This window comes from Streptomyces sp. NPDC091416, assembly GCF_044756845.1.
In the GTDB taxonomy this organism is placed as follows: Bacteria; Actinomycetota; Actinomycetes; order Streptomycetales; family Streptomycetaceae; genus Streptomyces.
In genome coordinates, this window is record NZ_JBIVTU010000014.1 from 118,586 (window position 1) to 139,013 (window position 20,428).

General features: G+C 71.0%; 19 protein-coding genes. 16 read left to right on the forward strand and 3 right to left on the reverse strand.

Annotation, left to right across the window (positions count from 1 at the left end; translation table 11 throughout):
* Positions 1-62 precede the first annotated feature (62 nt).
* Complete coding sequence (locus tag ACIQMX_RS33355; RefSeq protein WP_363069198.1) at positions 63-728, forward strand: UbiX family flavin prenyltransferase; 666 nt, start codon at positions 63-65, stop codon at positions 726-728.
* 11 nt (positions 729-739) lie between these two features.
* On the opposite strand, the gene ACIQMX_RS33360 is transcribed toward ACIQMX_RS33355, so the two are convergent.
* Positions 740-874 carry a hypothetical protein gene (locus ACIQMX_RS33360; protein ID WP_264302832.1) on the reverse strand — a complete coding sequence of 45 codons (135 nt, stop codon included), beginning with the start codon at positions 872-874 and terminating at the stop codon, positions 740-742.
* A gap of 132 nt (positions 875-1,006) precedes the next feature.
* On the opposite strand from ACIQMX_RS33360, the gene ACIQMX_RS33365 reads away from it, so the two are divergent.
* From ACIQMX_RS33365 to ACIQMX_RS33390, 6 genes are all read left to right on the forward strand, one after another.
* Positions 1,007-1,462: an Lrp/AsnC family transcriptional regulator gene (locus ACIQMX_RS33365; protein WP_311311891.1), complete on the forward strand. Its 456-nt coding sequence runs from the start codon at positions 1,007-1,009 to the stop codon at positions 1,460-1,462.
* Positions 1,463-1,624: 162 nt separating this feature from the next.
* The gene (mqnE, locus tag ACIQMX_RS33370; RefSeq protein WP_148022104.1) at positions 1,625-2,788 is read left to right on the forward strand and encodes an aminofutalosine synthase MqnE; all 1,164 of its coding nucleotides are present in this window, start codon (positions 1,625-1,627) and stop codon (positions 2,786-2,788) included.
* 124 nt (positions 2,789-2,912) lie between these two features.
* Positions 2,913-3,437 (forward strand): GNAT family N-acetyltransferase, encoded by a 525-nt coding sequence (locus ACIQMX_RS33375; RefSeq protein WP_363068995.1) that lies wholly within the window; start codon positions 2,913-2,915, stop codon positions 3,435-3,437.
* A gap of 146 nt (positions 3,438-3,583) precedes the next feature.
* Positions 3,584-3,835: a DUF4229 domain-containing protein gene (locus ACIQMX_RS33380; RefSeq protein ID WP_363069201.1), complete on the forward strand. Its 252-nt coding sequence runs from the start codon at positions 3,584-3,586 to the stop codon at positions 3,833-3,835.
* A gap of 509 nt (positions 3,836-4,344) precedes the next feature.
* Positions 4,345-5,685, forward strand: a complete 1,341-nt coding sequence (locus ACIQMX_RS33385; protein ID WP_363068997.1) for a dicarboxylate/amino acid:cation symporter — start codon at positions 4,345-4,347, stop codon at positions 5,683-5,685.
* Between the two features lie 206 nt (positions 5,686-5,891).
* Positions 5,892-6,527, forward strand: coding sequence for a TetR/AcrR family transcriptional regulator (locus ACIQMX_RS33390; protein ID WP_363069203.1), 636 nt, complete (start codon positions 5,892-5,894; stop codon positions 6,525-6,527).
* Here ACIQMX_RS33390 and ACIQMX_RS33395 read toward each other — a convergent pair.
* Together ACIQMX_RS33395 and ACIQMX_RS33400 are read right to left on the reverse strand one after the other, a co-directional pair.
* On the reverse strand, positions 6,475-7,320 hold the full coding sequence (locus ACIQMX_RS33395; RefSeq protein WP_402483753.1) for a MaoC/PaaZ C-terminal domain-containing protein: 846 nt from the start codon (positions 7,318-7,320) through the stop codon (positions 6,475-6,477). The genes ACIQMX_RS33390 and ACIQMX_RS33395 overlap by 53 nt on opposite strands.
* A gap of 5 nt (positions 7,321-7,325) precedes the next feature.
* Positions 7,326-8,645, reverse strand: a complete 1,320-nt coding sequence (locus ACIQMX_RS33400) for a 3-oxoacyl-ACP reductase (RefSeq protein WP_363069001.1) — start codon at positions 8,643-8,645, stop codon at positions 7,326-7,328.
* A gap of 76 nt (positions 8,646-8,721) precedes the next feature.
* Between ACIQMX_RS33400 and ACIQMX_RS33405 the strand changes: the two genes are divergently transcribed.
* The 9 genes from ACIQMX_RS33405 to ACIQMX_RS33445 all read left to right on the forward strand — a co-directional run bounded on the left by ACIQMX_RS33405 (position 8,722) and on the right by ACIQMX_RS33445 (position 20,353).
* Entirely contained in the window at positions 8,722-9,999 is a 1,278-nt protein-coding gene (locus tag ACIQMX_RS33405) for an acetyl-CoA C-acetyltransferase (protein WP_402483755.1), read from the forward strand.
* Between the two features lie 136 nt (positions 10,000-10,135).
* Positions 10,136-12,049, forward strand: a complete 1,914-nt coding sequence (locus ACIQMX_RS33410; protein WP_402483757.1) for an AMP-dependent synthetase/ligase — start codon at positions 10,136-10,138, stop codon at positions 12,047-12,049.
* 96 nt (positions 12,050-12,145) lie between these two features.
* The gene (locus ACIQMX_RS33415; protein ID WP_363069007.1) at positions 12,146-12,742 is read left to right on the forward strand and encodes a hypothetical protein; all 597 of its coding nucleotides are present in this window, start codon (positions 12,146-12,148) and stop codon (positions 12,740-12,742) included.
* Positions 12,743-13,047: 305 nt separating this feature from the next.
* A complete protein-coding gene (locus ACIQMX_RS33420; RefSeq protein ID WP_402483760.1) occupies positions 13,048-14,001 on the forward strand; it encodes an LLM class F420-dependent oxidoreductase in 954 nt (317 codons plus the stop codon).
* 10 nt (positions 14,002-14,011) lie between these two features.
* Positions 14,012-14,794: an SDR family NAD(P)-dependent oxidoreductase gene (locus ACIQMX_RS33425; RefSeq protein ID WP_402483762.1), complete on the forward strand. Its 783-nt coding sequence runs from the start codon at positions 14,012-14,014 to the stop codon at positions 14,792-14,794.
* A 123-nt stretch (positions 14,795-14,917) separates the two neighbouring features.
* Complete coding sequence (locus ACIQMX_RS33430) at positions 14,918-16,039, forward strand: LLM class flavin-dependent oxidoreductase (protein WP_363069013.1); 1,122 nt, start codon at positions 14,918-14,920, stop codon at positions 16,037-16,039.
* 166 nt (positions 16,040-16,205) lie between these two features.
* The gene (locus tag ACIQMX_RS33435; protein WP_402483764.1) at positions 16,206-17,945 is read left to right on the forward strand and encodes an amidohydrolase family protein; all 1,740 of its coding nucleotides are present in this window, start codon (positions 16,206-16,208) and stop codon (positions 17,943-17,945) included.
* Positions 17,942-19,405 carry an aldehyde dehydrogenase family protein gene (locus tag ACIQMX_RS33440; RefSeq protein WP_363069017.1) on the forward strand — a complete coding sequence of 488 codons (1,464 nt, stop codon included), beginning with the start codon at positions 17,942-17,944 and terminating at the stop codon, positions 19,403-19,405. The genes ACIQMX_RS33435 and ACIQMX_RS33440 overlap by 4 nt, the downstream gene beginning before the upstream one ends.
* A gap of 108 nt (positions 19,406-19,513) precedes the next feature.
* Positions 19,514-20,353, forward strand: coding sequence for a hypothetical protein (locus tag ACIQMX_RS33445; protein ID WP_402483766.1), 840 nt, complete (start codon positions 19,514-19,516; stop codon positions 20,351-20,353).
* Positions 20,354-20,428 lie beyond the last annotated feature (75 nt).

Sequence of the window (20,428 nt, forward strand, 5' to 3'; positions counted from 1 at the left end):
TCCTGACACCTCGCCGGATCGGGGTCCCGGATAGGCTCGGGGGTGTGGATTCCGGGACTTCAGTGAGTCAGCAGCGGCGAAAGCCTTGGATTGTCGGGGTTTCAGGCGCTTCGGGCACCCCGTTCGCCGCTTCCGTGCTGCGTGGCCTGCTGGCCGCGGGGGAGAGCGTCGACCTGGTGGTGAGCCGGGCCTCGCGGCTGACGCTGCTGGACGAGACCGGGATCGCGTTCCGCGACGCGCACTGGCGGGAGGACCTGGCCGCCTGGCTGGCCCGCGGGGCGGACGGGAAGCCGCACACCTTCGACGTGGACGTGTCCGGTGTACGGCACTGGGCGGCCGGTGATCTGGCCGCGGGGCCGTCCTCGGGGTCGTATCCGGCGAAGGGGATGCTGATCGTGCCCGCGTCGACGGCCTGTGTGGCCGGGGTGGCGCTCGGGCTCTCGAAGGATCTGCTGCAACGGGCCGCGAGCGTGACGCTCAAGGAGCGGCGGAAGCTGGTCGTCGCCGTGCGCGAGACCCCGCTGAACGGGCAGACGCTGCGGCACATGGTGGCCCTGGACGAGGCGGGCGCGGTCGTGCTGCCCGCCTCTCCGGCGTTCTACGCGGGGGCGACACACATCCAGGATCTGGTGGACTTCGTCGCCGGGCGGGTGCTGGACGCGGCGGGGGTGCCGCACCAGCTGTACCGCCGCTGGGAGGGAGAGCTCGGTGGCGGCTCTCGTGGCTGATCCGGGCGGGGTCAGCGCTTCTTGGGGGCGCGCAGCCTGCGCGTCAGTCCGGCCCGGTGGGCCGTGGCGGGCTGGTGGGCACGCGAGCGGTTGGCCAGGTCCTGCAGCTCGCGCATCCGGGCGTAGGCCATCTCGATCGTGTACACGGTGTATCCACTCCTGAAGATTCGAAAGCGTTTTTGGGAAGTTCGGAAAGATTTGCAGGCCGTGGAGCCTGCATGCCTTAGATTCTACACATAGACTCGCGAAACTGCTGAACAATGGAAGGTTTCAGTCACATGGACGCGGTGGACAGGCAGCTCATTCAGGCCCTCAGGGAGAACGGCAGGGCCTCGTACGCCGAGCTGGGACGGCTCGTCGGGCTCTCCGGGCCCAGCGTCACCGACCGCATCAACCGGCTGGAAACCGCCGGTGTCATCACCGGATACCGCGCCACCGTCGACGCGGCCTCGCTCGGCCTCGGGGTCACGGCCCTGATCGGCATCTCGCTCTCGGACGCCGCCGACCACGAGGACGTGGCCCGCCGGCTGAAGGACCTCGCCGAGATCGAGGACGCCTGGTTCATCGCGGGCGACGACTCCTACATGCTCAAGGTCCGGGTCGGTGACGTGGACGGCCTGGAGAAGACCATCCGCCGGCTCAGCGGCACCAAGGGCGTCTCCCGTACGCGTACGACGATCGTGCTCTCCACCAAGTGGGAGAACCGGGTCGGAGACCTTCCCGAAGAGGGCTGAGGGCCGTCCCGCCAGGAACTGCGGGACAGCCCCCGGGGGTCTCTCGTCCGGACCGGGCCGGGCCCGCGGGGTCCGGCACGCTGACCCGCCCTGATCCGAACGGGAGACCCTAGGCGTACGGTGATCTGAGTCTGTTACGAAGAGGAAATGGGAGGCGCCCTAGTGGACGCGGGACTCAAGCGCGAGCTGGAGCAGAAGGTCCGGGACGGCGAACGACTGTCCCGCGAGGACGGGATCGCGCTCTACGAGTCCGACGACCTGGCCTGGCTGGGCGGACTGGCCCATGAGGTGCGTACGCGGAAGAACGGCGACGTCGTCCACTTCAACGTCAACCGCCACCTCAACATGACCAACGTGTGCACCGCCTCGTGCGCGTACTGCTCCTTCCAGCGCAAGCCGGGGGAGAAGGACGCGTACACGATGCGCATCGAGGAGGCCGTCCGGCTCGCGAAGGCGATGGAGGGCGAGAGCCTCACCGAGCTGCACATCGTCAACGGGCTGCACCCCACCCTGCCGTGGCGCTACTACCCGCGTTCGCTGAGCGCGCTGAAGGAAGCGCTGCCGCAGGTCTCCCTCAAGGCGTTCACCGCCACCGAGATCCACCACTTCGAGACCATCTCCGGGCTGTCCGCCTCCGAGATCCTCGACGAGCTCATCGAGGCCGGTCTGGAGTCGCTGACCGGCGGCGGCGCGGAGATCTTCGACTGGGAGGTCCGCCAGCACATCGTCGACCACGCCACCCACTGGGAGGACTGGTCGCGCATCCACCGGCTCGCGCACGAGAAGGGCCTCAAGACCCCGGCGACGATGCTGTACGGGCACATCGAGGAGCCCCGTCACCGCGTCGACCACGTGCTGCGGCTGCGTGAGCTCCAGGACGAGACCGGCGGCTTCCAGGTCTTCATCCCGCTGCGCTACCAGCACGACTTCGTGGACATGAAGGACGGCAAGGTCCGCAACAAGCTCCAGGCGCGCACGACGATGGCGACCGGCGCCGAGGCGCTGAAGACCTTCGCGGTCTCCCGGCTGCTGTTCGACAACGTCCCGCACGTCAAGGTCTTCTGGGTCATGCACGGCGTGCAGACCGCCCAGCTCGCCCTCCAGCACGGTGCGGACGACATGGACGGCTCGGTCGTCGAGTACAAGATCACGCACGACGCGGACAACTACGGCACGCCGAACAAGCTGGGCCGTGAGGATCTGCTGGACCTGATCCGCGACGCCGGCTTCCGGCCCGTGGAGCGCAACACCCGGTACGAGATCATCCGCGAGTACCCGGGCCCGGACGCCGGGCGGCGCGAGTCGCCGCAGCCGATGCGGGTCTGACCCGTCGCGCGCCCCGTCGCGCGCGCAGCGCTGTACGAAAGCTCCGGCCGCCGTCCCCGGCCGGAGCTTTCTCGCGTTCCGGACGGTGGTTGGGCAGACGGCGAGTAATGGTTAATCTGTACCTATGGCACTTACATTTGAACTGGACCCGAAGTTCGACCGGTCGGTCCGCGACGGCATAGCCGAACTCTGGTCCGATGTGTCCAACGCGGGCGGAGCGGTGGGCTTCGTGCCGCCCGTCACGGCGGAGGACGTACGGCCCGCACTGGTCAAGCACCTCGTGTCCATGGCCGAGGGCCGCACCCGGATCCTCGTCGGCTACGACGAGGAGGGCGCCATCGCCGCCACGGCCTTCCTCACCCACAACACGCACCGGCTGATGGCGCACTGGCTCTGGATCTACACCGTCATGGTCCATCCCCGCCACCAGGGCCGCGGCTACGGCCGCGACCTGATGGCCGCGGCCGCCGACGCCGCCCGTTCCATCGACGGCATCGAGGCCATCCGCCTCACCTGCCGCGGCGGCACGGGCGCCGACCGCTTCTACAGTGCCTGCGGATACAAGGAGGTCGGGCGGGTGCCGGGGGCGATCCGGGTGGCCGACGGCGACGACCGCGACGATGTCATCATGCTGCTGCCGCTCGGCTGATCCCGCCCCCGGCGGGGTGGTTGGCGCAGCCCTCCGAACTGATCGATTGTGGGGCATGCTTCACTGGTCGGGCAGGACTGTCGTACGTAGAGAGAAGGCCAGCTGTGTCCGCTGCCAAGCCGAGTGCAACCGTCCGGTACACCGCGATGCGTCTGAGCATCTTCGTCGGCTGCCTCGTCGTCGCCGCCATCGCCGTCAACTTCGGGCTCATCCCCGCCGGCGCGGGAGGATCCAACATCGTCTGGGTCGTCCTGCTCGCGCTGGTGCTCTCCGCGCCGCTCAGCTACGTACTCCTGCGCAAGCAGCGTGACGAGATGTCCGAGCAGATCGTGTCCTCGGTCGACCGCGCCAAGGCCCGCCTCGAGGCGAACCGCACCCGCGAGGACGTCGCCCAGTAGGGACCGGAACCCGGCAGGGACCGGAACCCGGTCGGGAGTGGAACCCGGCAGGGACCGGAACCCGGCAGGGGTCGGAACCCGGTCGGGCAGGTCCCCGTGGCGGCGGCGTGAGGGCCGCGTAAGGACTTTGTAAGCTTCCTCACACCCCTCGCCTTTCTTCTCGAAACCCCAGCACCGGAGCGAGCGCTCCTGTACTGGGGTTTCTCGCGTTCCCGGGGCCGGTGGGCGGGGCCCGGCCCATTCTCCGGGCCCAAAGAAGACCTTTGAGGTTCTCAAAGTTCAAGTGTTAACGTGTTCGACATGAAGACAGCTGTGCGCCTCCGACCTGCCACGAGCATCCCGCTCGTGGAGCGCCTGCATGTCGATCTCTGCCGCTGTATGTCCGCGGTCTGTTGCCGCAACGTCTGATACCGGCATCATGCAGCGGCGCCGCCCCCGACGCGGGCGCCGCACCCCCGTCCCCCGCACCGTCCCCGTGCGTCCCGATGCGTCACATCTGGAGTGTGTCCGTGTCCGCGAACCCCGCGTCCACCACCGCTGAGCCCTCCGGCTCCGGTTTCCGCATACCCAAGGTCCCGTTCTGGGTCCAGATCGTCGCCGGCCTCGTGCTCGGCGTCCTGCTCGGCTGGCTCGCCCGCAGCCAGGACATCGACTGGCTCTACACCACGCTCGACAAGGTCGGCCACATCTTCGTCCAGCTGCTGAAGCTGGCCGTCGCGCCCCTCGTCTTCTTCGCGATCCTGGTGTCGATCACCAACCTGCGCAAGGTCAACAACGCCGCCAGGCTGGCCACCCGCACCCTGCTCTGGTTCATGATCACCTCGCTCATCGCGGTCGCCATCGGCCTCGCGATCGGCCTGATCACCAACCCGGGCTCCGGTACCGGCCTCACGCCCAAGGACGGCAAGCTCCCCGAGCACTCCGGCTCCTGGCTCGACTTCCTGACCGGCATCATCCCGGACAACGTGATCACGCCGTTCACCGAGCTGAACGTCCTCCAGATCGTCTTCATGGCCGCCGTCGCCGGTATCGCCGCCCTTCAGCTCGGCGAGAAGGCCCAGCCGATCCTCACCCTCAGCGAGTCGGTCCTGGAGCTCCTCCAGAAGGCCCTGTGGTGGGTCATCCGCCTCGCCCCCCTCGGCACCGTCGGCCTCATCGGCTACGCCATCGCCGACTACGGCTGGGACCTGATCGGCAAGTACGCGACGTTCACCGCCGACGTCTACATCGGCTGCGCCCTGGTGATGTTCGGCGTCTACCCGCTGCTGCTCGCCACCGTCGCCAAGGTCAGCCCGCTCCAGTTCTTCAAGGGCGCCTGGCCCGCGATCCAGCTGGCCTTCGTCTCCCGCTCCTCCGTCGGCACGATGCCGGTCACCCAGAAGGTCACCGAGCGCCTCGGCGTCCCGAAGGAGTACGCCTCCTTCGCCGTCCCGTTCGGCGCGACCACCAAGATGGACGGCTGCGCCGCGATCTACCCGGCGCTCGCCGCGATCTTCATCGCGCAGATCTTCGACGTGCAGCTGGGTGTCGGTGACTACATCCTCATCGCGTTCGTCTCGGTGATCGGTTCGGCGGCCACCGCCGGTCTGACCGGCGCCACGGTCATGCTGACCCTCACCCTGTCCACGCTGGGCCTCCCGCTGGAGGGCGTCGGCCTGCTGATGGCCATCGACCCGATCCTGGACATGATGAGGACGGCGACGAACGTGGCCGGCCAGGCTCTGATTCCGGTGATCGTCTCGGCCCGCGAGAAGATCCTCGACCACGACGCGTACAACTCGGCCTCGGCCTCCCCGGTCGACGACGAGGTGCCGGCCGCCGAGCCGGAGCGCGTGCCGGTCGCCGCGTAACCGCACACGCACGACACTCTGGAGCGCCTCCGGTCCCGACGGGTCCGGGGGCGCTCCCGTGCGTCGTGGGGCGGCGGCTTCCGGCCCCGCGGGCCGGGGCGGGCCTGCTCCGTACGACGGTGAGGCGCCCCGCGCCGTACGCTTACCGCGGAGTGGCGCATCGGGGGCGGGAGGAAGTCGACGTGGGTGCTGTGAAGAGCAAACGGATGCCGCGCGCGGTGCGTGAGCAGCAGATGATGGACGCCGCGGTGCAGATCTTCGGGCAGCGGGGGTTCCGTGCCGCGTCGATGGACGAGATCGCCGAGCTGGCGGGCGTGTCCAAGCCGTTGGTCTATCTCTACCTGAACTCCAAGGACGAACTCTTCTCCGCCTGCATCAGGCGTGAGGCGAAAGCGCTGGTCGCAGCCGTGCAGGCGGGTGTGCAGCCGGGGCTGCCGGCGGACCGGCAACTCTGGGAGGGTCTGCGGGCGTTCTTCACGCACACCGCGGAGAACCCGGACGGCTGGGCGGTGCTGTTCCGGCAGGCGCGGACGCACGGGGAGCCGTTCGCCGGTGAGGTCAACGTGATGCGCGAGGAGATCGTTGCGTTCGTGACGGGTCTGATCGGGGCCGCGGCGCGCGAGGCGCATCACGATCCGGCGCTTCCCGACCGCGATGTGACGGGGCTGGCGCAGGCGTTGGTGGGCGCCGCGGAGGCGCTCGCCGGATGGGCGAACGAGACTCCGGGCGTCTCGGCCAGGGAGGCGGCGGCGACCTTGATGAACTTCTCCTGGGCCGGTCTGGAGAACCTCATGAACGGCCGTCCGTGGCAGCCTCCCGGGCAGTCCGCGCCGTCCCGGTGAGGTGGAGGCGGCCGTCGTGGCCGCGCAGCTGGAAGGCGGCGCCGTCCGAGGCGTAGGTGACGGTGCCGGGCAGCAGGACGGGGGCCCTGAAGTCGGCGCGTACCGAACGGATCAGATGGGGCTGCGGGGCTTCGGCGAGGCAGCGGGCGACGGTCCACATGCCGTGGGCGATGGCGCGGGGGAAGCCGAACAGCCGGGCGGTCAGCGGGTACAGGTGGATCGGGTTGCGGTCGCCGGAGGCGGCTCCGTAGCGGCGGCCGAGGCCGGCGGGCAGCTGCCACTCGGCGACGGCGGGGAGTGCCGGTTCGGGAGCGGCGGGGGCCGGGGGCGTGGTGGTGCGGGTCGCGTGACGGGACAGGTATCCGCTGCGGGACTCCCAGACGAGCTCGTCCGCGCGCCGGGCCTCCGTGACCACGGTGACCTCGGTGCCGCGCCGGTGCGGTGTCATCGCCTCGGCGCGCACGGTGAGTTCGAGCCGGTCGGCGGGGTGGAGCGTGCGGTGTGCGGTGATCTCGATCCAGGTGTGGACGAGTCCGGTGACCGGCAGCGGGAAGCGGCGTCCGGTCATCAGGCCCATGGCGAGCGGGAAGCCCAGGACGTGCGGGTAGGTGACCGGGAGGGGGCCGGTCTCCGGGAAGGCGCAGATCCTGCGGTACGCGGCCAGGGGGCCGGGGGCGGCGGGTGCGGCCGGGCGGTGGTGGTGGTCGGCCGGCAGGGTGGCGTCCGGCCTGCCCGCGCGCTTGAACGGGGAGGTGACGGCGCCGCGCGCCAGGGAGAGCGACAGGTTCGGCATCCGCGTCACGCTCCCAGCAGGCTCTGGCCGCAGACCCGGACGATCTGGCCGTTGACGGCGCTGGAGGCGGGCTGGGCGAACCAGGCGGTCGTCTCGGCGACGTCGACCGGGAGGCCGCCCTGCGAGAGGGAGTTCATGCGGCGGCCCGCCTCCCTGATGAAGAGCGGTACGGCCGCGGTCATCTTCGTCTCGATGAATCCGGGGGCCACCGCGTTGACCGTGACGCCGTGGTCGGCGGCGGCGCGCGGGGCGAGCGAGCGGACGAGGCCGATGATGCCGGCCTTGCTGGCCGCGTAGTTCGTCTGGCCGTTGTTGCCGGCGATGCCCGCGATGGAGGCGGTGGCGACGATCCGGCCGCCGCGGTTGACGGTTCCGGCCTTCAGCAGGGCGTCGGTGGTGCGCAGGACGCTGTCGAGGTTGACGTCGATGACCGAGGCCCAGCGGTCGGCCGGCATGTTGGCGAGGCGGCGGTCGCGGGTGATGCCGGCGTTGTGGACGAGGATGTCGAGGCCGTCCGGCGCTGCGGCGGCGATGCGTTCGGCCGCGTCGTCGGCGGTGATGTCCAGCGGCAGGGCGGTGGCGCCGAGCCGGTCGGCGGTGCGGACCAGGTCCTCCTGGGCCTGCGGGACGTCCAGGCAGATGACGTGGGCGCCGTCCCGGGCGAGGACGGAGGCGACCGAGGCGCCGATGCCGCGGGCGGCGCCGGTGACCAGCGCGGTGCGTCCGGTGAGCGGGGCGGCCCAGTCGGCGACGGGTTCGGGAGCGGCGTCGGTCACCTCGATGACCTGGCCGCTGATGTACGCGGACCGGGGCGAGAGCAGGAAGCGCAGGGTGGACCCGGCACCGGCGACGGCGCCGGGGGCGATGCGTACCAGCTGCACCGTGGCGCCCTTGCCGATCTCCTTGCCCAGGGAGCGTACGAAACCTTCGAGGGCCTGCTGGGCGGCGGCCTGGTGGTGGTCGTCGGGTGACGGGTGGGTGCCGAGGACGACGATGCGGCCGCCCGGCGCGAGCGAGCGGACGACGGGGTGCAGTGCGGCGTGTACGGCTCCGAGTCCGGCGGCGGTGTCGACGGCGGTCGCGTCCAGGACGATTCCGGCGGGCCGTTCGGCGTGGGGCAGGATCTCCGGGCCGCAGGCGGCCAGGACGGTGCGGAGTCCGTCGGTGACGGCGGAGTCGCCGGCGGTGAGGTGGAGGACCGGGCCGGGCAGCGTCGGTGTCTCCAGGGTCCAGCGGCGCAGCCGCGCGGGCTGGGGCAGGCCGAGTCTGCGGGTCAGAAATCGGCCGGTTGCCGTGCTGGTGAGGTGCAGATAGCGGTCGGCCATTGTCCAGACTCCCTGCTCGGTCTTAGATTTACTCTGGAGTAAGGTTACTCAAGAGTCAGGAGTTGGTCGAGATGAGTTGGTCGAGTTGATCCCCCTCGCACTCCCGCAGCCCCGCAGGGTCGCGGTCATCGGCGGCAGCCGTATCCCCTTTGCCCGCTCCGACGGGCCGTACGCGCAGGCATCCAACCAGCAGATGCTCACCGCCGCACTGGACGGACTGGTCGAGCGCTTCGGGCTGGACGGGCAGCAGGTCGGCGAGTTCGCCGCGGGCGCGGTCCTCAAGCACAGCCGGGACTTCAACCTGGCCCGGGAGACCGTGCTCGGCTCACGGCTCGACCCGCGCACCCCCGCCTACGACCTCCAGCAGGCGTGCGGCACCGGCCTCCAGGCGGTGATCGCCGCAGCCAACAAGATCATGCTCGGGGCGGTCGACTCGGCGATCGCGGGCGGCGCGGACACCACGAGCGACGCGCCGCTCGGAGTCAACGACGAACTGCGCCGCCTGCTGCTGACGGCCCGGCGCGCGAAGTCGACGGGCGCAAGGGCCAGGGCCCTTGCGGGCGTACGGCCCCGGCACCTCGTCCCGGACATCCCGCGCAACGCCGAACCCCGTACCGGCCTCTCGATGGGCGACCACGCGGCGGTCACCGCCCGGCAGTGGGACATCGGCCGCGCGGAACAGGACCTCCTTGCCGCGACCAGCCACCAGCGGCTCGCCGCCGCGTACGAGCGGGGCTTCCTGGACGACCTCGTCGTCCCGTACCTCGGCCTGGACCGCGACCAGAACCTGCGCCCGGGATCCACCGTGGAGAAACTCGCCACGCTGAAGCCGGTGTTCGGCACGGACCACCCGGACGCGACGATGACCGCGGGCAACTCGACGCCGCTCACGGACGGCGCCGCGACCGTACTGCTGGCGAGCGAGGAGTGGGCGGAGCGCCACGGTCTGGAACCGCAGGCGTACCTCTCCCTGTACGAGAGCGCCGCGGTCGACTACGTGGGCGGCGAGGACGGGCTGTTGATGGCGCCCGCGTACGCCGTGCCGCGGATGCTGGAGCGGGCCGGGCTCTCCATCGAGGACTTCGACCTCTTCGAGGTCCACGAGGCCTTCGCCTCCCAGGTACTCGCCACGCTGGCCGCCTGGGAGAAGCAGGGGCTCGCGCCCGTCGGCCGGGAGAAGCTCAACGTGGCGGGATCCTCCCTCGCCACCGGGCACCCGTTCGCGGCGACGGGCGCACGGATCGTCGCTACGCTCGCGGGGCTCCTCGCGGAGCGCGGCGCCCCGGGCCGCGGGCTGATCTCGATCTGCGCGGCGGGCGGCCAGGGAGTCACGGCGATCCTCGAACGCGTCTGACCCGAAAGGCAGTTGAGCAAGGTTCGGCGCACGCGTCCGACCGGTACAGAAGTTGAGCACGGTTCGGCGCAGGCAGCAGGGCCTGTCGCCGGACGGACCAGGTGAACCGCCCGCCCCCGATGCCGAGGAGCCGCACGTGTCCACGCGATCCGCCCCATCCACCGCCCCCGCCACCCCCGTCCTGGTCGAGCCGACGAAGGTCAGGGCCGCCGACGGCACCGTCCGGCAGGTGTCCGTCCCGGCGTTCGCCCGTCCCGTGCGCCGTGGCTCGCTCGCCGAGATCCCGTTCGACAACGCCCGCGAGGCGCCCTCGGACGCCGTACTCAGCCGCAAGCAGCAGGACGGCAGCTGGCAGGACGTGTCGGCGGCGGAGTTCGCGGCCGAGGTCCTCGCCGTCGCCAAGGGCCTGATCGCGGAGGGCCTGCGGGGCGGCGACCGCATCGCGATCATGGCGCGTACGACGTACGAGTGGACGCTGCTCGACTTCGCGTCCTGGGCCGCGGGCCTGGTCACCGTACCCATCTACCCGACCTCGTCCGCCTTCCAGGCCCGCTGGATCCTCCAGGACTCGGGCGCGGTCGCCTGCGCCGTCGAGACCGCCGAGCAGGGCCGCGTCATCAGCCAGGAACGCAAGCAGCTCGGCGACCTCACGCACCTGTGGCAGTTCGACACGGGTGCGCTGGGCCGGCTGAAGAAGCTCGGCAAGGACATCCCCGACGACGCCGTGACCGCCCGCCGCGCCACCCTGGAACCGGAGACCCCGGCCACCCTCATCTACACCTCGGGCACCACGGGCCGTCCCAAGGGCTGTGTCCTGACGCACGGCAACTTCTTCGCCGAGGTCGACAACGCCATCGAACTGCTGCACCCGGTCTTCAAATCCGTCAGCAAGTACCCCGCCTCGACCCTCCTGTTCCTGCCGCTCTCGCACGTCTTCGGCCGGATGGTCGCGATCGGCTGCCTGCGCGCCCGGGTCCGCCTCGGCCACGCTCCCTCGATCCGGACCGAGGACCTGCTCGCCGACCTGGCCGGGTTCAAGCCGTCGTTCCTGCTGGCGATCCCGTACGTCCTGGAGAAGGTCTACAACACCGGCCGGGCCACCGCCGAGAAGATGGGACGCGTCTCGTCCTTCGACCGGGCCGCCCGGATCGCCCAGCGCTACGGCCAGGCCGTCGAGGCCGCCGAACACGGCACGGGCCCGGGCCCCGGCCTCGGCCTGCGGGCGGCCCGCGCCCTCTACGACCCGCTGGTCTACCGCCGCATCCGCGCGGCGCTCGGCGGCCACGTCCGCTACGCGATCTGCGGCGGCTCCCCGCTGGGCCGCCGGCTCGCCGCCTTCTACGCGGGCGCCGGGATCGAGATCTTCGAGGGCTACGGCCTGACGGAGACCACGGCCGCCGCCACCGTCACCCCGCCGCTCAAGCCCCGCCTGGGCACGGTCGGCTGGCCGATGCCCGGTACCGCGGTGCGCATCGCGGAGGACGGCGAGGTGCTGCTCAGCGGCGGCCAGGTGTTCCAGGGCTACTGGGATGCCGCCCGCGGCGAGGCCGTCCCGGTCCTGGACGGCGGCTGGTTCGCCACCGGCGACCTGGGCGCGCTCGACGAGGACGGCTACCTCACGATCACCGGCCGCAAGAAGGACATCATCATCACGTCGGGCGGCAAGAACGTCACCCCGGCCCCGCTGGAGGACTGGCTGCGCGCACATCCGCTGGTCAGCCAGTGCATGGTGGTCGGCGACAACCGCTCGTTCATCACGGCGCTGATCACCCTGGAGCCGGACGGGCTGTCCCACTGGCGCCAGATGAAGAAGAAGCAGGACGTCCCGATGCGCGAGCTCGTCCACGACGAGGAACTGCGGACGGCGCTCCAGCGGGCCGTGGACGAGGCCAACCGGCTCGTCTCGCGGGCGGAGTCGATCCGCAAGTTCACGGTCCTGACGGGTGACTTCACGGAGGACGGCGGGCACCTGACGCCGTCGCTGAAGCTGAAGCGGGACGCGATCGCGCGGGACTTCGCGGCGGAGATCGAGGAGTTGTACCGCAAGTAGGCGTGCCGGCGGCCGGGGTGAGGAGGCGGCTTCTCTTCGAGAGGGCTCACCGCCCATGGAAGAATCCGCCTCCTCTGCTGTTCCTTCGGGGGGATCATGCGCCACCTCATCACCACGTCCACGCTCGCGGCCGTCTGCTGCCTGAGCCTGACGGCCTGCACCGGGGGCGGTGACGACCACGGCGACGGCCGCGGCGACGAGCGCAGCACGGCCCGGCCGAGCCCGCGCCCCACGCTCAGCCTGGGGCAGAGCGCGGAGACCACAGGTGCCGGTGGCCGGGGGGCTGCCCGGATCACCCCGGACACGGTCGTCTACGCCGACAGCACCGGCTTCGGGGCCCCGGAGCACGGCCTCTTCGTCGTCGTCACCTACCGGTCCAGTAACCGCACCACATCGCCCGTGACGACCACGGCCGGACAGGGCGGCCTGCGCTGGAGGACCGCGGACGGCCGCACCGTCACGGAGCGGAACAGCAAGGCCGCGAAAGGCGTGGCTCCCATCGGATTCAGCGAAGGAGGGCCGGTCCTCGCCCCCGAGGTGGGTCACCAGGACGTGGCGGTCTTCGACGTCGCCGGGGCCGAGCGGGGCGGCACCCTCATCTATGTCGACGGGGACGGCGCGGCCTTCCGCTGGAAGATCCCCGCGAGCGACTCCGGGTCCGCGGTTCCCGCGCTGAAGTTCGCCCTGGACTGAGAAGCCCTCTTCTTCGGACGGCTTCAGCCCCGCTCGTTCCCGAGCGCTCGCAGTCCGTGCGGATCCGGCGGGGTTCCCCGGTCCCGTCGGCCGGCGGGCGGACCGTGACGCCCCGAGCAGGCGGGGATGCCCGGGGCCGAGCCGGACGCGGGTCCGGAGGTCGGTGCGCCGTCGGCGATCCCCTGAGCTCCTTCTGCCCTGCCACCCCCTTGCCTGATGAAGCGTCAGGTACGACGATGACCCCGCTCGCAATATGACGAGGCGTCAGATTCGTTGAGGGTCACCCAGGGGAAGGAGGCCGTTCGGTGCCGATACTGCCCGCCGGACCGCTGTCGTACGGGATGCAGCTCCCGATCCAGTCGCAGAGCGCCATCTACGCAGAGCCGTGGGAGGCCGGAGCTACCCCGGCCGACCTCGCCGAGATCGCCCGCACCGCCGACCGGGCCGGGTTCGCGTACATCGCGAGCTGCGACCACGTCGCCATCCCGCGGCGGCTCGCGGCGGGTATGAGCACCGTCTGGTACGACCCGGTGGCCACGCTCGCCTTCCTCGCCGGGGTCACCGAGCGCGTGCTGCTCATGAGCCATGTCGCCGTCGTCGGGCTGCGGCACCCGCTGGCCACCGCCAAGCAGTACGCCACCCTCGACCACCTCAGCGGCGGGCGGCTGATCCTCGGGGTCGGGGCCGGGCATGTGCGGGAGGAGTTCGAGGCGCTCGGGGCGGACTTCGACGGGCGGGGCGGGGTGCTCGACGAGACCATCGACGCGCTCAAGGCCGCGCTCGGGCCCGAGGAGTACCCGGAGTTCGCCGGTGAGCGGTTCTCCTTCAGCGGGCTCGGGCAGCTGCCCCGGCCCGCCCAGGAGCGGGTGCCGGTCTGGGTGGGCGGGTCGTCGCCCGCGGCGGTGCGCCGGGCCGCCGTGCGGGGGGACGGGTGGCTGCCGCAGGGCGACCCGCGGGACAGGCTGCCCGCGCAGATCGGGCGGCTGTATGCGCTCCGCGAGGCGGCGGGCGTCACGGAGCCCGTCGTCGTCGGGGCCATCACCGAGCCGCTGTACGTGGGGGAGCCGGACTGGTCCGTGGGGCGGCGCACGCTCAGCGGGAAGCCGGAGGCCCTCGCGGAGTCGCTGCGGGAGTACGGCGCGATGGGGGTGCACCAGATCCAGGTGCGCTTCCGCAGCCGCAGCAGGAGTGAACTGACCGATCAGATGGCGGCGTTCGCCGCCGAAGTCGCACCTCACCTCGACAACATCGACAGGTAGGAGTCAGGCCATGGGCAAGCTCGACGGGCGGACCGTACTGATCAGCGGTGCGGCGCGCGGACAGGGTGAGCAGGAGGCGCGGCTCTTCGCCGCCGAGGGCGCGCGGGTGGTGATCGCCGATGTGCTCGACGAGCAGGGCGAGGCGCTCGCCAAGGAGCTCGGGGAGGCCGCCCTCTTCGTGCATCTGGATGTGAGCCGGGAGGAGGACTGGCAGGCAGCCGTCGCCGCAGCCAAGGGCGCCTTCGGGAAGATCGACGGGCTGGTCAACAACGCGGGGATCCTGCGCTTCAACGAGCTGGTGTCCACGCCTCTGGAGGAGTTCCAGCAGATCGTGCAGGTCAACCAGGTCGGGGCCTTCCTGGGGATCAGGAACGTCGCCCCGGAGATCGAGGCGGCCGGCGGCGGGACCATCGTCAACACCTCCTCGTACACCGGGCTCACCGGCATGGCGTTCGTCGGCGCGTACGCGGCGACCAAGCACGCCGTGCTGGGGCTGACCAGGGTGGCGGCCGTGGAGCTGGCCGCGAAGGGCATCCGGGTCAACGCCATGTGTCCCGGCGCCGTGGACACCCCGATGACCAACCCGGCGGCCCTGGACCCGGACGCCGATCCGGTGGAGACGGCCGAGGCCGTGGGGGCGCTGTACAAGAAGCTCGTGCCGCTCGGGCGGATCGGCCGGCCCGAGGAGGTGGCGGCGCTCGCGCTGTTCCTGACCTCGGACGACTCCTCGTACATCACCGGTCAGCCGTTCGTCATCGACGGCGGCTGGCTGGCGGGGGTCAGCCTGTTCTGAGCAGGTGCCCACTCGCCGCGTCTGACGAAGCATCAGGTATTGACGGGTCGGAGCGTCGGTGGAACAGTCGGACGCATCAGAATCTGACGGTGTGTCAGAAACGATTGAGGACGGTGAACCCCCTTGGAATTCGGGCTCTTTGTACAGGGGTACGTGCCCGCCGCGCGGGCCAAGGTCGACCCCGGGGCAGAGCACAAGGCGCTGATCGAGGAGACCGAGTACGTCATCCAGGCGGACAAGTCCGGCTTCAAGTACGCCTGGGCCTCCGAGCACCACTTCCTGGAGGAGTACTCGCATCTCTCGGCCAACGACGTGTACCTGGGCTATCTGGCACACGCCACGGACCGCATCCACCTCGGATCCGGCATCTTCAACCCGCTCGCCCCGGTCAACCACCCGGTGAAGGTGGCCGAGAAGGTCGCCATGATGGACCACCTCTCGGAGGGCCGCTTCGAGTTCGGCTCCGGCCGCGGGGCGGGCACCCACGAGATCCTAGGGTTCATGCCGGGCATCACCGACATGAACCACACCAAGGAACTCTGGGAAGAGACCATCGCCGAGTTCCCCAAGATGTGGCTCCAGGACGAGTACGTCGGCTTCCAGGGCAAGCACTGGTCGCTGCCGCCGCGCAAGATCCTGCCCAAGCCGTACGGGAAGTCGCACCCGGCGATGTGGTACGCGGCCGGCTCCCCGCCCTCGTACGCCATGGCCGGGAAGAAGGGCCTCGGCGTGCTGGGGTTCAGTGTGCAGAAGGTCTCCGACATGGAGTGGGTCGTCGAGTCCTACAAGAACGCCGTCAAGGACGCCGAGCCGGTCGGTGACTTCGTCAACGACAACGTCATGGTGACCTCGACCGCGATCTGCGCCGAGACCCACAAGAAGGCCGTCGAGATCGCGGTGGGAGGCGGGCTGAACTACCTCCAGTCGCTGCTGTTCCGCTACCACGACACGTTCCCCCGGCCGGAGGGCATCCCCGAGTGGCCGGAGCTGCTGCCGGAGTACTCCGAGGAGATCATCGAGCTCCTGATCGCCGAGGAGCTGATGATCTGCGGCGACCCGGACGAGGTCCTGACACAGTGCCGTCGCTGGGAGCAGGCGGGCGCGGACCAGCTGAGCTTCGGGCTGCCGATCGGAATCAGCCCCGAGGACACGATCAACTCGATCAAGCTGATCGGCGAGCACGTGATCCCGAAGATCGACACGGATCCGGTGCACCGGACCACGCGGTTCCGCGACGCGGCATGAGATCGAGCCCCTCCGGCGACTGAGGAGCAGGGGTCCGGGGGCAGGGTCCCCGGCCACACACGGGCGGCGTCTTCCCGGACCGCCGCTCCGCGAGCCGGGGTGCGTACCGCGGCCGTACGCACCCCGGCGCACACCCATGTTGGGACACCGAGGAAGGAACCCCGTCATGCTCGACCACCTCATCCGCGGAGCGACCGTCGTGGACGGCACCGGCGGGCCCTCCTACCGCGCGGACGTCGGCATCCGGGCCGGCCGGATCGCCGTCGTCGCGGAGCCCGGGACCGTCGCGGAGGAGGCGGTGACCTCGGAGGACGCCACCGGGCTCGTGCTCGCGCCCGGCTTCGTCGACCCGCACACCCACTACGACGCCCAGCTCTTCTGGGACCCGTACGCCACCCCGTCGATGAACCACGGCGTCACCACCGTCGCCGGCGGCAACTGCGGGTTCACCCTCGCCCCGCTCCACCCGGACCGGCCCGAGGACGCCGACTACACCCGGCGCATGATGTCGCGGGTCGAGGGCATGGCACTCAAGGCCCTGGAGGAAGGCGTCGACTGGAGCTGGTCCAGCTTCCGCGAGTACCTCGACGCGCTCGACGGGCGCATCGCCGTCAACGCCGGGTTCATGGTCGGGCACTGCGCCCTGCGCCGCCACGTCATGGGCGCCGACGCGGTCGGCGGCCGGCCCACGCCCGCCCAGCTCGACGCCATGCTCGCCCTCTTCCACGACGCGATGGACGCCGGGGCGTGGGGCCTGTCCACCACCCAGTCCTCCACCCACTCCGACGGCGACGGACAGCCGGTCGCCTCCCGGCACGCGCTCCCCGAGGAGCTTCTCGCGCTCTCCCGCGCCGTCGGCGAGCACGAGGGCACACAGATCGAGGCGATCGTCGCGGGCTGTCTCGACCAGTTCTCCGACGACGAGATCGACCTGCTCGTCGACATGAGCGCCGCCGCCGGACGCCCGCTCAACTGGAACGTCCTGACCATCGACGCCGCCGTCCCCGAACGCGTACCGCGCCAGCTGATCCCCAGCGAGCGCGCCCGTCGCGCGGGCGGCCGCATCGTGGCGCTGACGATGCCGATCCTCACCCCGATGAACATGTCGCTCGGCACGTTCTGCGCCCTCAACCTGATCCCCGGCTGGGGCGACATCCTCGCCCTCCCCGTCCCCGAACGCATCGAGCGGCTCCGGGACGCGGACACCCGAGCCGGGATGCTGCGCCGCGCCGACAGCAAGGAGGCGGGCGTCTTCCGCCGCCTCGCGAACTTCGGCCGGTACGTCATCGGCGACACGTACAGCGAGGCGAACGAGGGCCTCAGCGGGCGCGTCGTCAAGGACATCGCGGCCGAGCGCGGCCAGGACGCCTTCCACTGCCTGGTCGAGATCTGCGCCGCCGACGACCTGCGTACGGTCCTGTGGCCGATGCCCACCGACAACGACCCCGACTCCTGGGCGCTGCGGCAGCGCACCTGGGAGCACGAGGACGTCATGCTCGGCGGCTCCGACGCGGGCGCCCACCTGGACCGGATGTGCGGCGCCCCGTACACGACGCGCTTCCTCGGCGACTGTCTGCGCGGCCGCAGGCTCATGCCGCTGGAGCGGGCCGTGAAGATGCTGACCGACGACCCGGCCCGCCTCTTCGGCCTCCGCGACCGGGGACGCGTCGAGGAGGGCTTCCACGCCGACCTCGTGCTCTTCGACCCCGAACGCATCGACGCGGGCCCCGCCACCCTCGTCCACGACCTGCCCGGCGACAGTCCCCGGCTCGACTCCAAGGCCCTCGGCATCGTGTCGGTCCGCGTCAACGGGGTGGAGACCCTGCGCGACGACAAGGTGACCGGTGCGGTCCCCGGGACGGTACTCCGTTCCGGCCGCGACACCCGGACGGTGAGCACGGTATGACCACGACACCCCAACGCCTCTTCATCAACGGCGAGTGGACCGAACCCGCCGACGGCCACTACGAGGTGATCGACCCGGCCACCGAGGAGACCGTGGGCCTGGCCCCCGAGGCGAGCCGCGCCCAGGTGTACGAGGCGGCCTCCGCGGCCCGTGACGCCTTCGCCACCTGGTCCCGCACCCGCCCCGAGGACCGCGCCGCCATCCTCGACCGCGCCGCCGGCCTGATGCAGCGCGACTTCCTGGCCAACGCCGCACTCGCCCAGGCGGAGAGCGGCGCCACCACCGGGACGGCCCGCGGGATGCAGGTCGCCGTGGGCGCCGCCCGCTTCCGGCGGTACGCGAAGGGCGCGCTGGAACCGGTCGAGGAGGCGATCGGTCCGCAGATCAACGAGGCGGGCCCGATGGGCCGGGCCGGGATCTTCGGGGCCCTCGCCGTCCGCCAGCCGGTCGGCGTCGTCACCTGCATCACCTCGTACAACAACCCCTGGGCCAACCCGGCCGGCAAGATCGCGCCCGCGCTCGCGATGGGCAACACGGTCGTCGTGAAACCGGCCCCGCAGGACCCGCTCTCCGTCTACCGGATGGCCGAGGCCCTCGCGGAGGCGGGCGTACCGGCCGGGGTCGTCAACGTCGTCAGCGGTTCGGGCCCGGTCGTGGGCGAGGCCGCCGTGGACTCGCCCGACGTCGACATGGTCAGTTTCACCGGCTCCACGTCCGTCGGGCAGCGCATCGCCGAGGTCTGCGGCCGGTCCATGAAGCGCCAGCTGATGGAGCTGGGCGGGAAGGGCGCCGCCGTCGTCCTCGACGACGCGGACCTGGACTCGGCGGTCGCGGGCATCGGGACGACGTTCTCGTTCTACAGCGGACAGATCTGTACGGCTCCGACCCGCGTCCTGGTCCAACGGGCCGTCCACGACGCGCTGATCGAGAAGCTCACCGCGTACGCCGGGTATCTGACGGTCGGCGATCCGACGGCGAAGGGCACGGTCGTGGGCCCGGTCATCTCCGCCGCCCACCGCGACCGCGTCGAGGCGTACGTGGAACTGGGCCGGAAGGAAGGGGCCCGTGTCGTCACGGGCGGCGAGCGCCCCGACCCGACCGGCCGCGGTTTCTACGTCGCCCCGACCCTGCTGGCCGACTGCACCAACGACATGCGGGTGGTGCGGGAGGAGATCTTCGGCCCCGTCGTGGTCGTCGTCCCCTTCGACGACGAGGAGGAGGGCATCGCGCTGGCCAACGACAGCGACTACGGACTGATCGACTACGTCTGGTCCGGCGACGTGGCCCGCGCCTTCCGCGTCGCCCGCCGGCTGCGCGCGGGCGGGGTCGGCGTGAACACCATCGGCCGCAACATGGAGGCCCCGTTCGGCGGCTTCAAGCGGAGCGGCGTCGGACGGGACGTCGGCTCGTACGCGCTGCACGCGTACAGCGAACTGCAGTCGATCGTCTGGCCGGGCTGAGGGCGGCCGCGCGGCCCCGTCCCCGCATGCGTACCTCCGTGAGGCCGGCTCTAATCTGTGCCCACGCTCCCGCGCCGGACCCGGTGCGGGCGGTGAGGAGGAGGGGACATGCGAAGACATGTGCTGTGGGGCACGGTGGCCGCTTCGGTGGTCATGGGCGTGCTGGGGGCGTCACCGGCGCACGCCGAGGGGCGGGGAGACATCCGGGTCGTCAAGGCGGTGGCCAACAACGGGAAGAACGTCGTCGTCGGCATCGGCTCGGTGGTGACCTTCCCGGTCAAGCTGACGATCAGGGACAACTCGGGCGTCAAGGGGGTGGGGCGGGCTGACGCGAGCACCACTCAGAGCACCATCGGCGGCCCGTCCGAGACGGTCGGGATCACCTGCAAGAAGCTGAGCAGCACCACGTCGGACTGCACGGCGACGATCCGCATCGTGCCCGCCTGGTTCCCCGGTTACAGCGACCACAACGCCAACGAGGCGGCCGGCAACTGGGGCGTCTGGGGCATCGTCAACGCCAACGACCGGGACTACTGGATCTACGACGCGCTGGCCCCGTTCAAGCTGAAGCGAGCCGCGACGCTGAAGGTGTCCGCGACGCGGCCCAGCCTGTTCGGGACCAGCAGGCAGGTCAGGGTCACGGGCGCGCTGGCCCGCGCCGACTGGGAGGCGCTGAAGTACCGCGGCTACGGCGGCCAGAGCCTGAAGCTCCAGTTCAGGAAGGCCGGCGCCGCCTCGTACACGACGGTGAAGACGGTGACGACGAACAGCGCGGGCCAGGTCGGTACGACGGTGACCGCGCCCGGTGCGGGCAGTTGGCGCTGGTTCTACCCGGGCACGTCCACCACTGCGCAGACCGCCTCCGCGGGCGACAGCGTCTCCTTCGCGGCACCGGTCATGCGCTCCAGTGCGGCGATGCCTCCTCTGCACAACGTCTCGGCAGGGTGAGGGACCGAGCCCCTCGCCACCCGACCGGGCCCGGCGCGGGGCGCGCTGCGCCAGCAACCAAGGGCAGACCAAGGT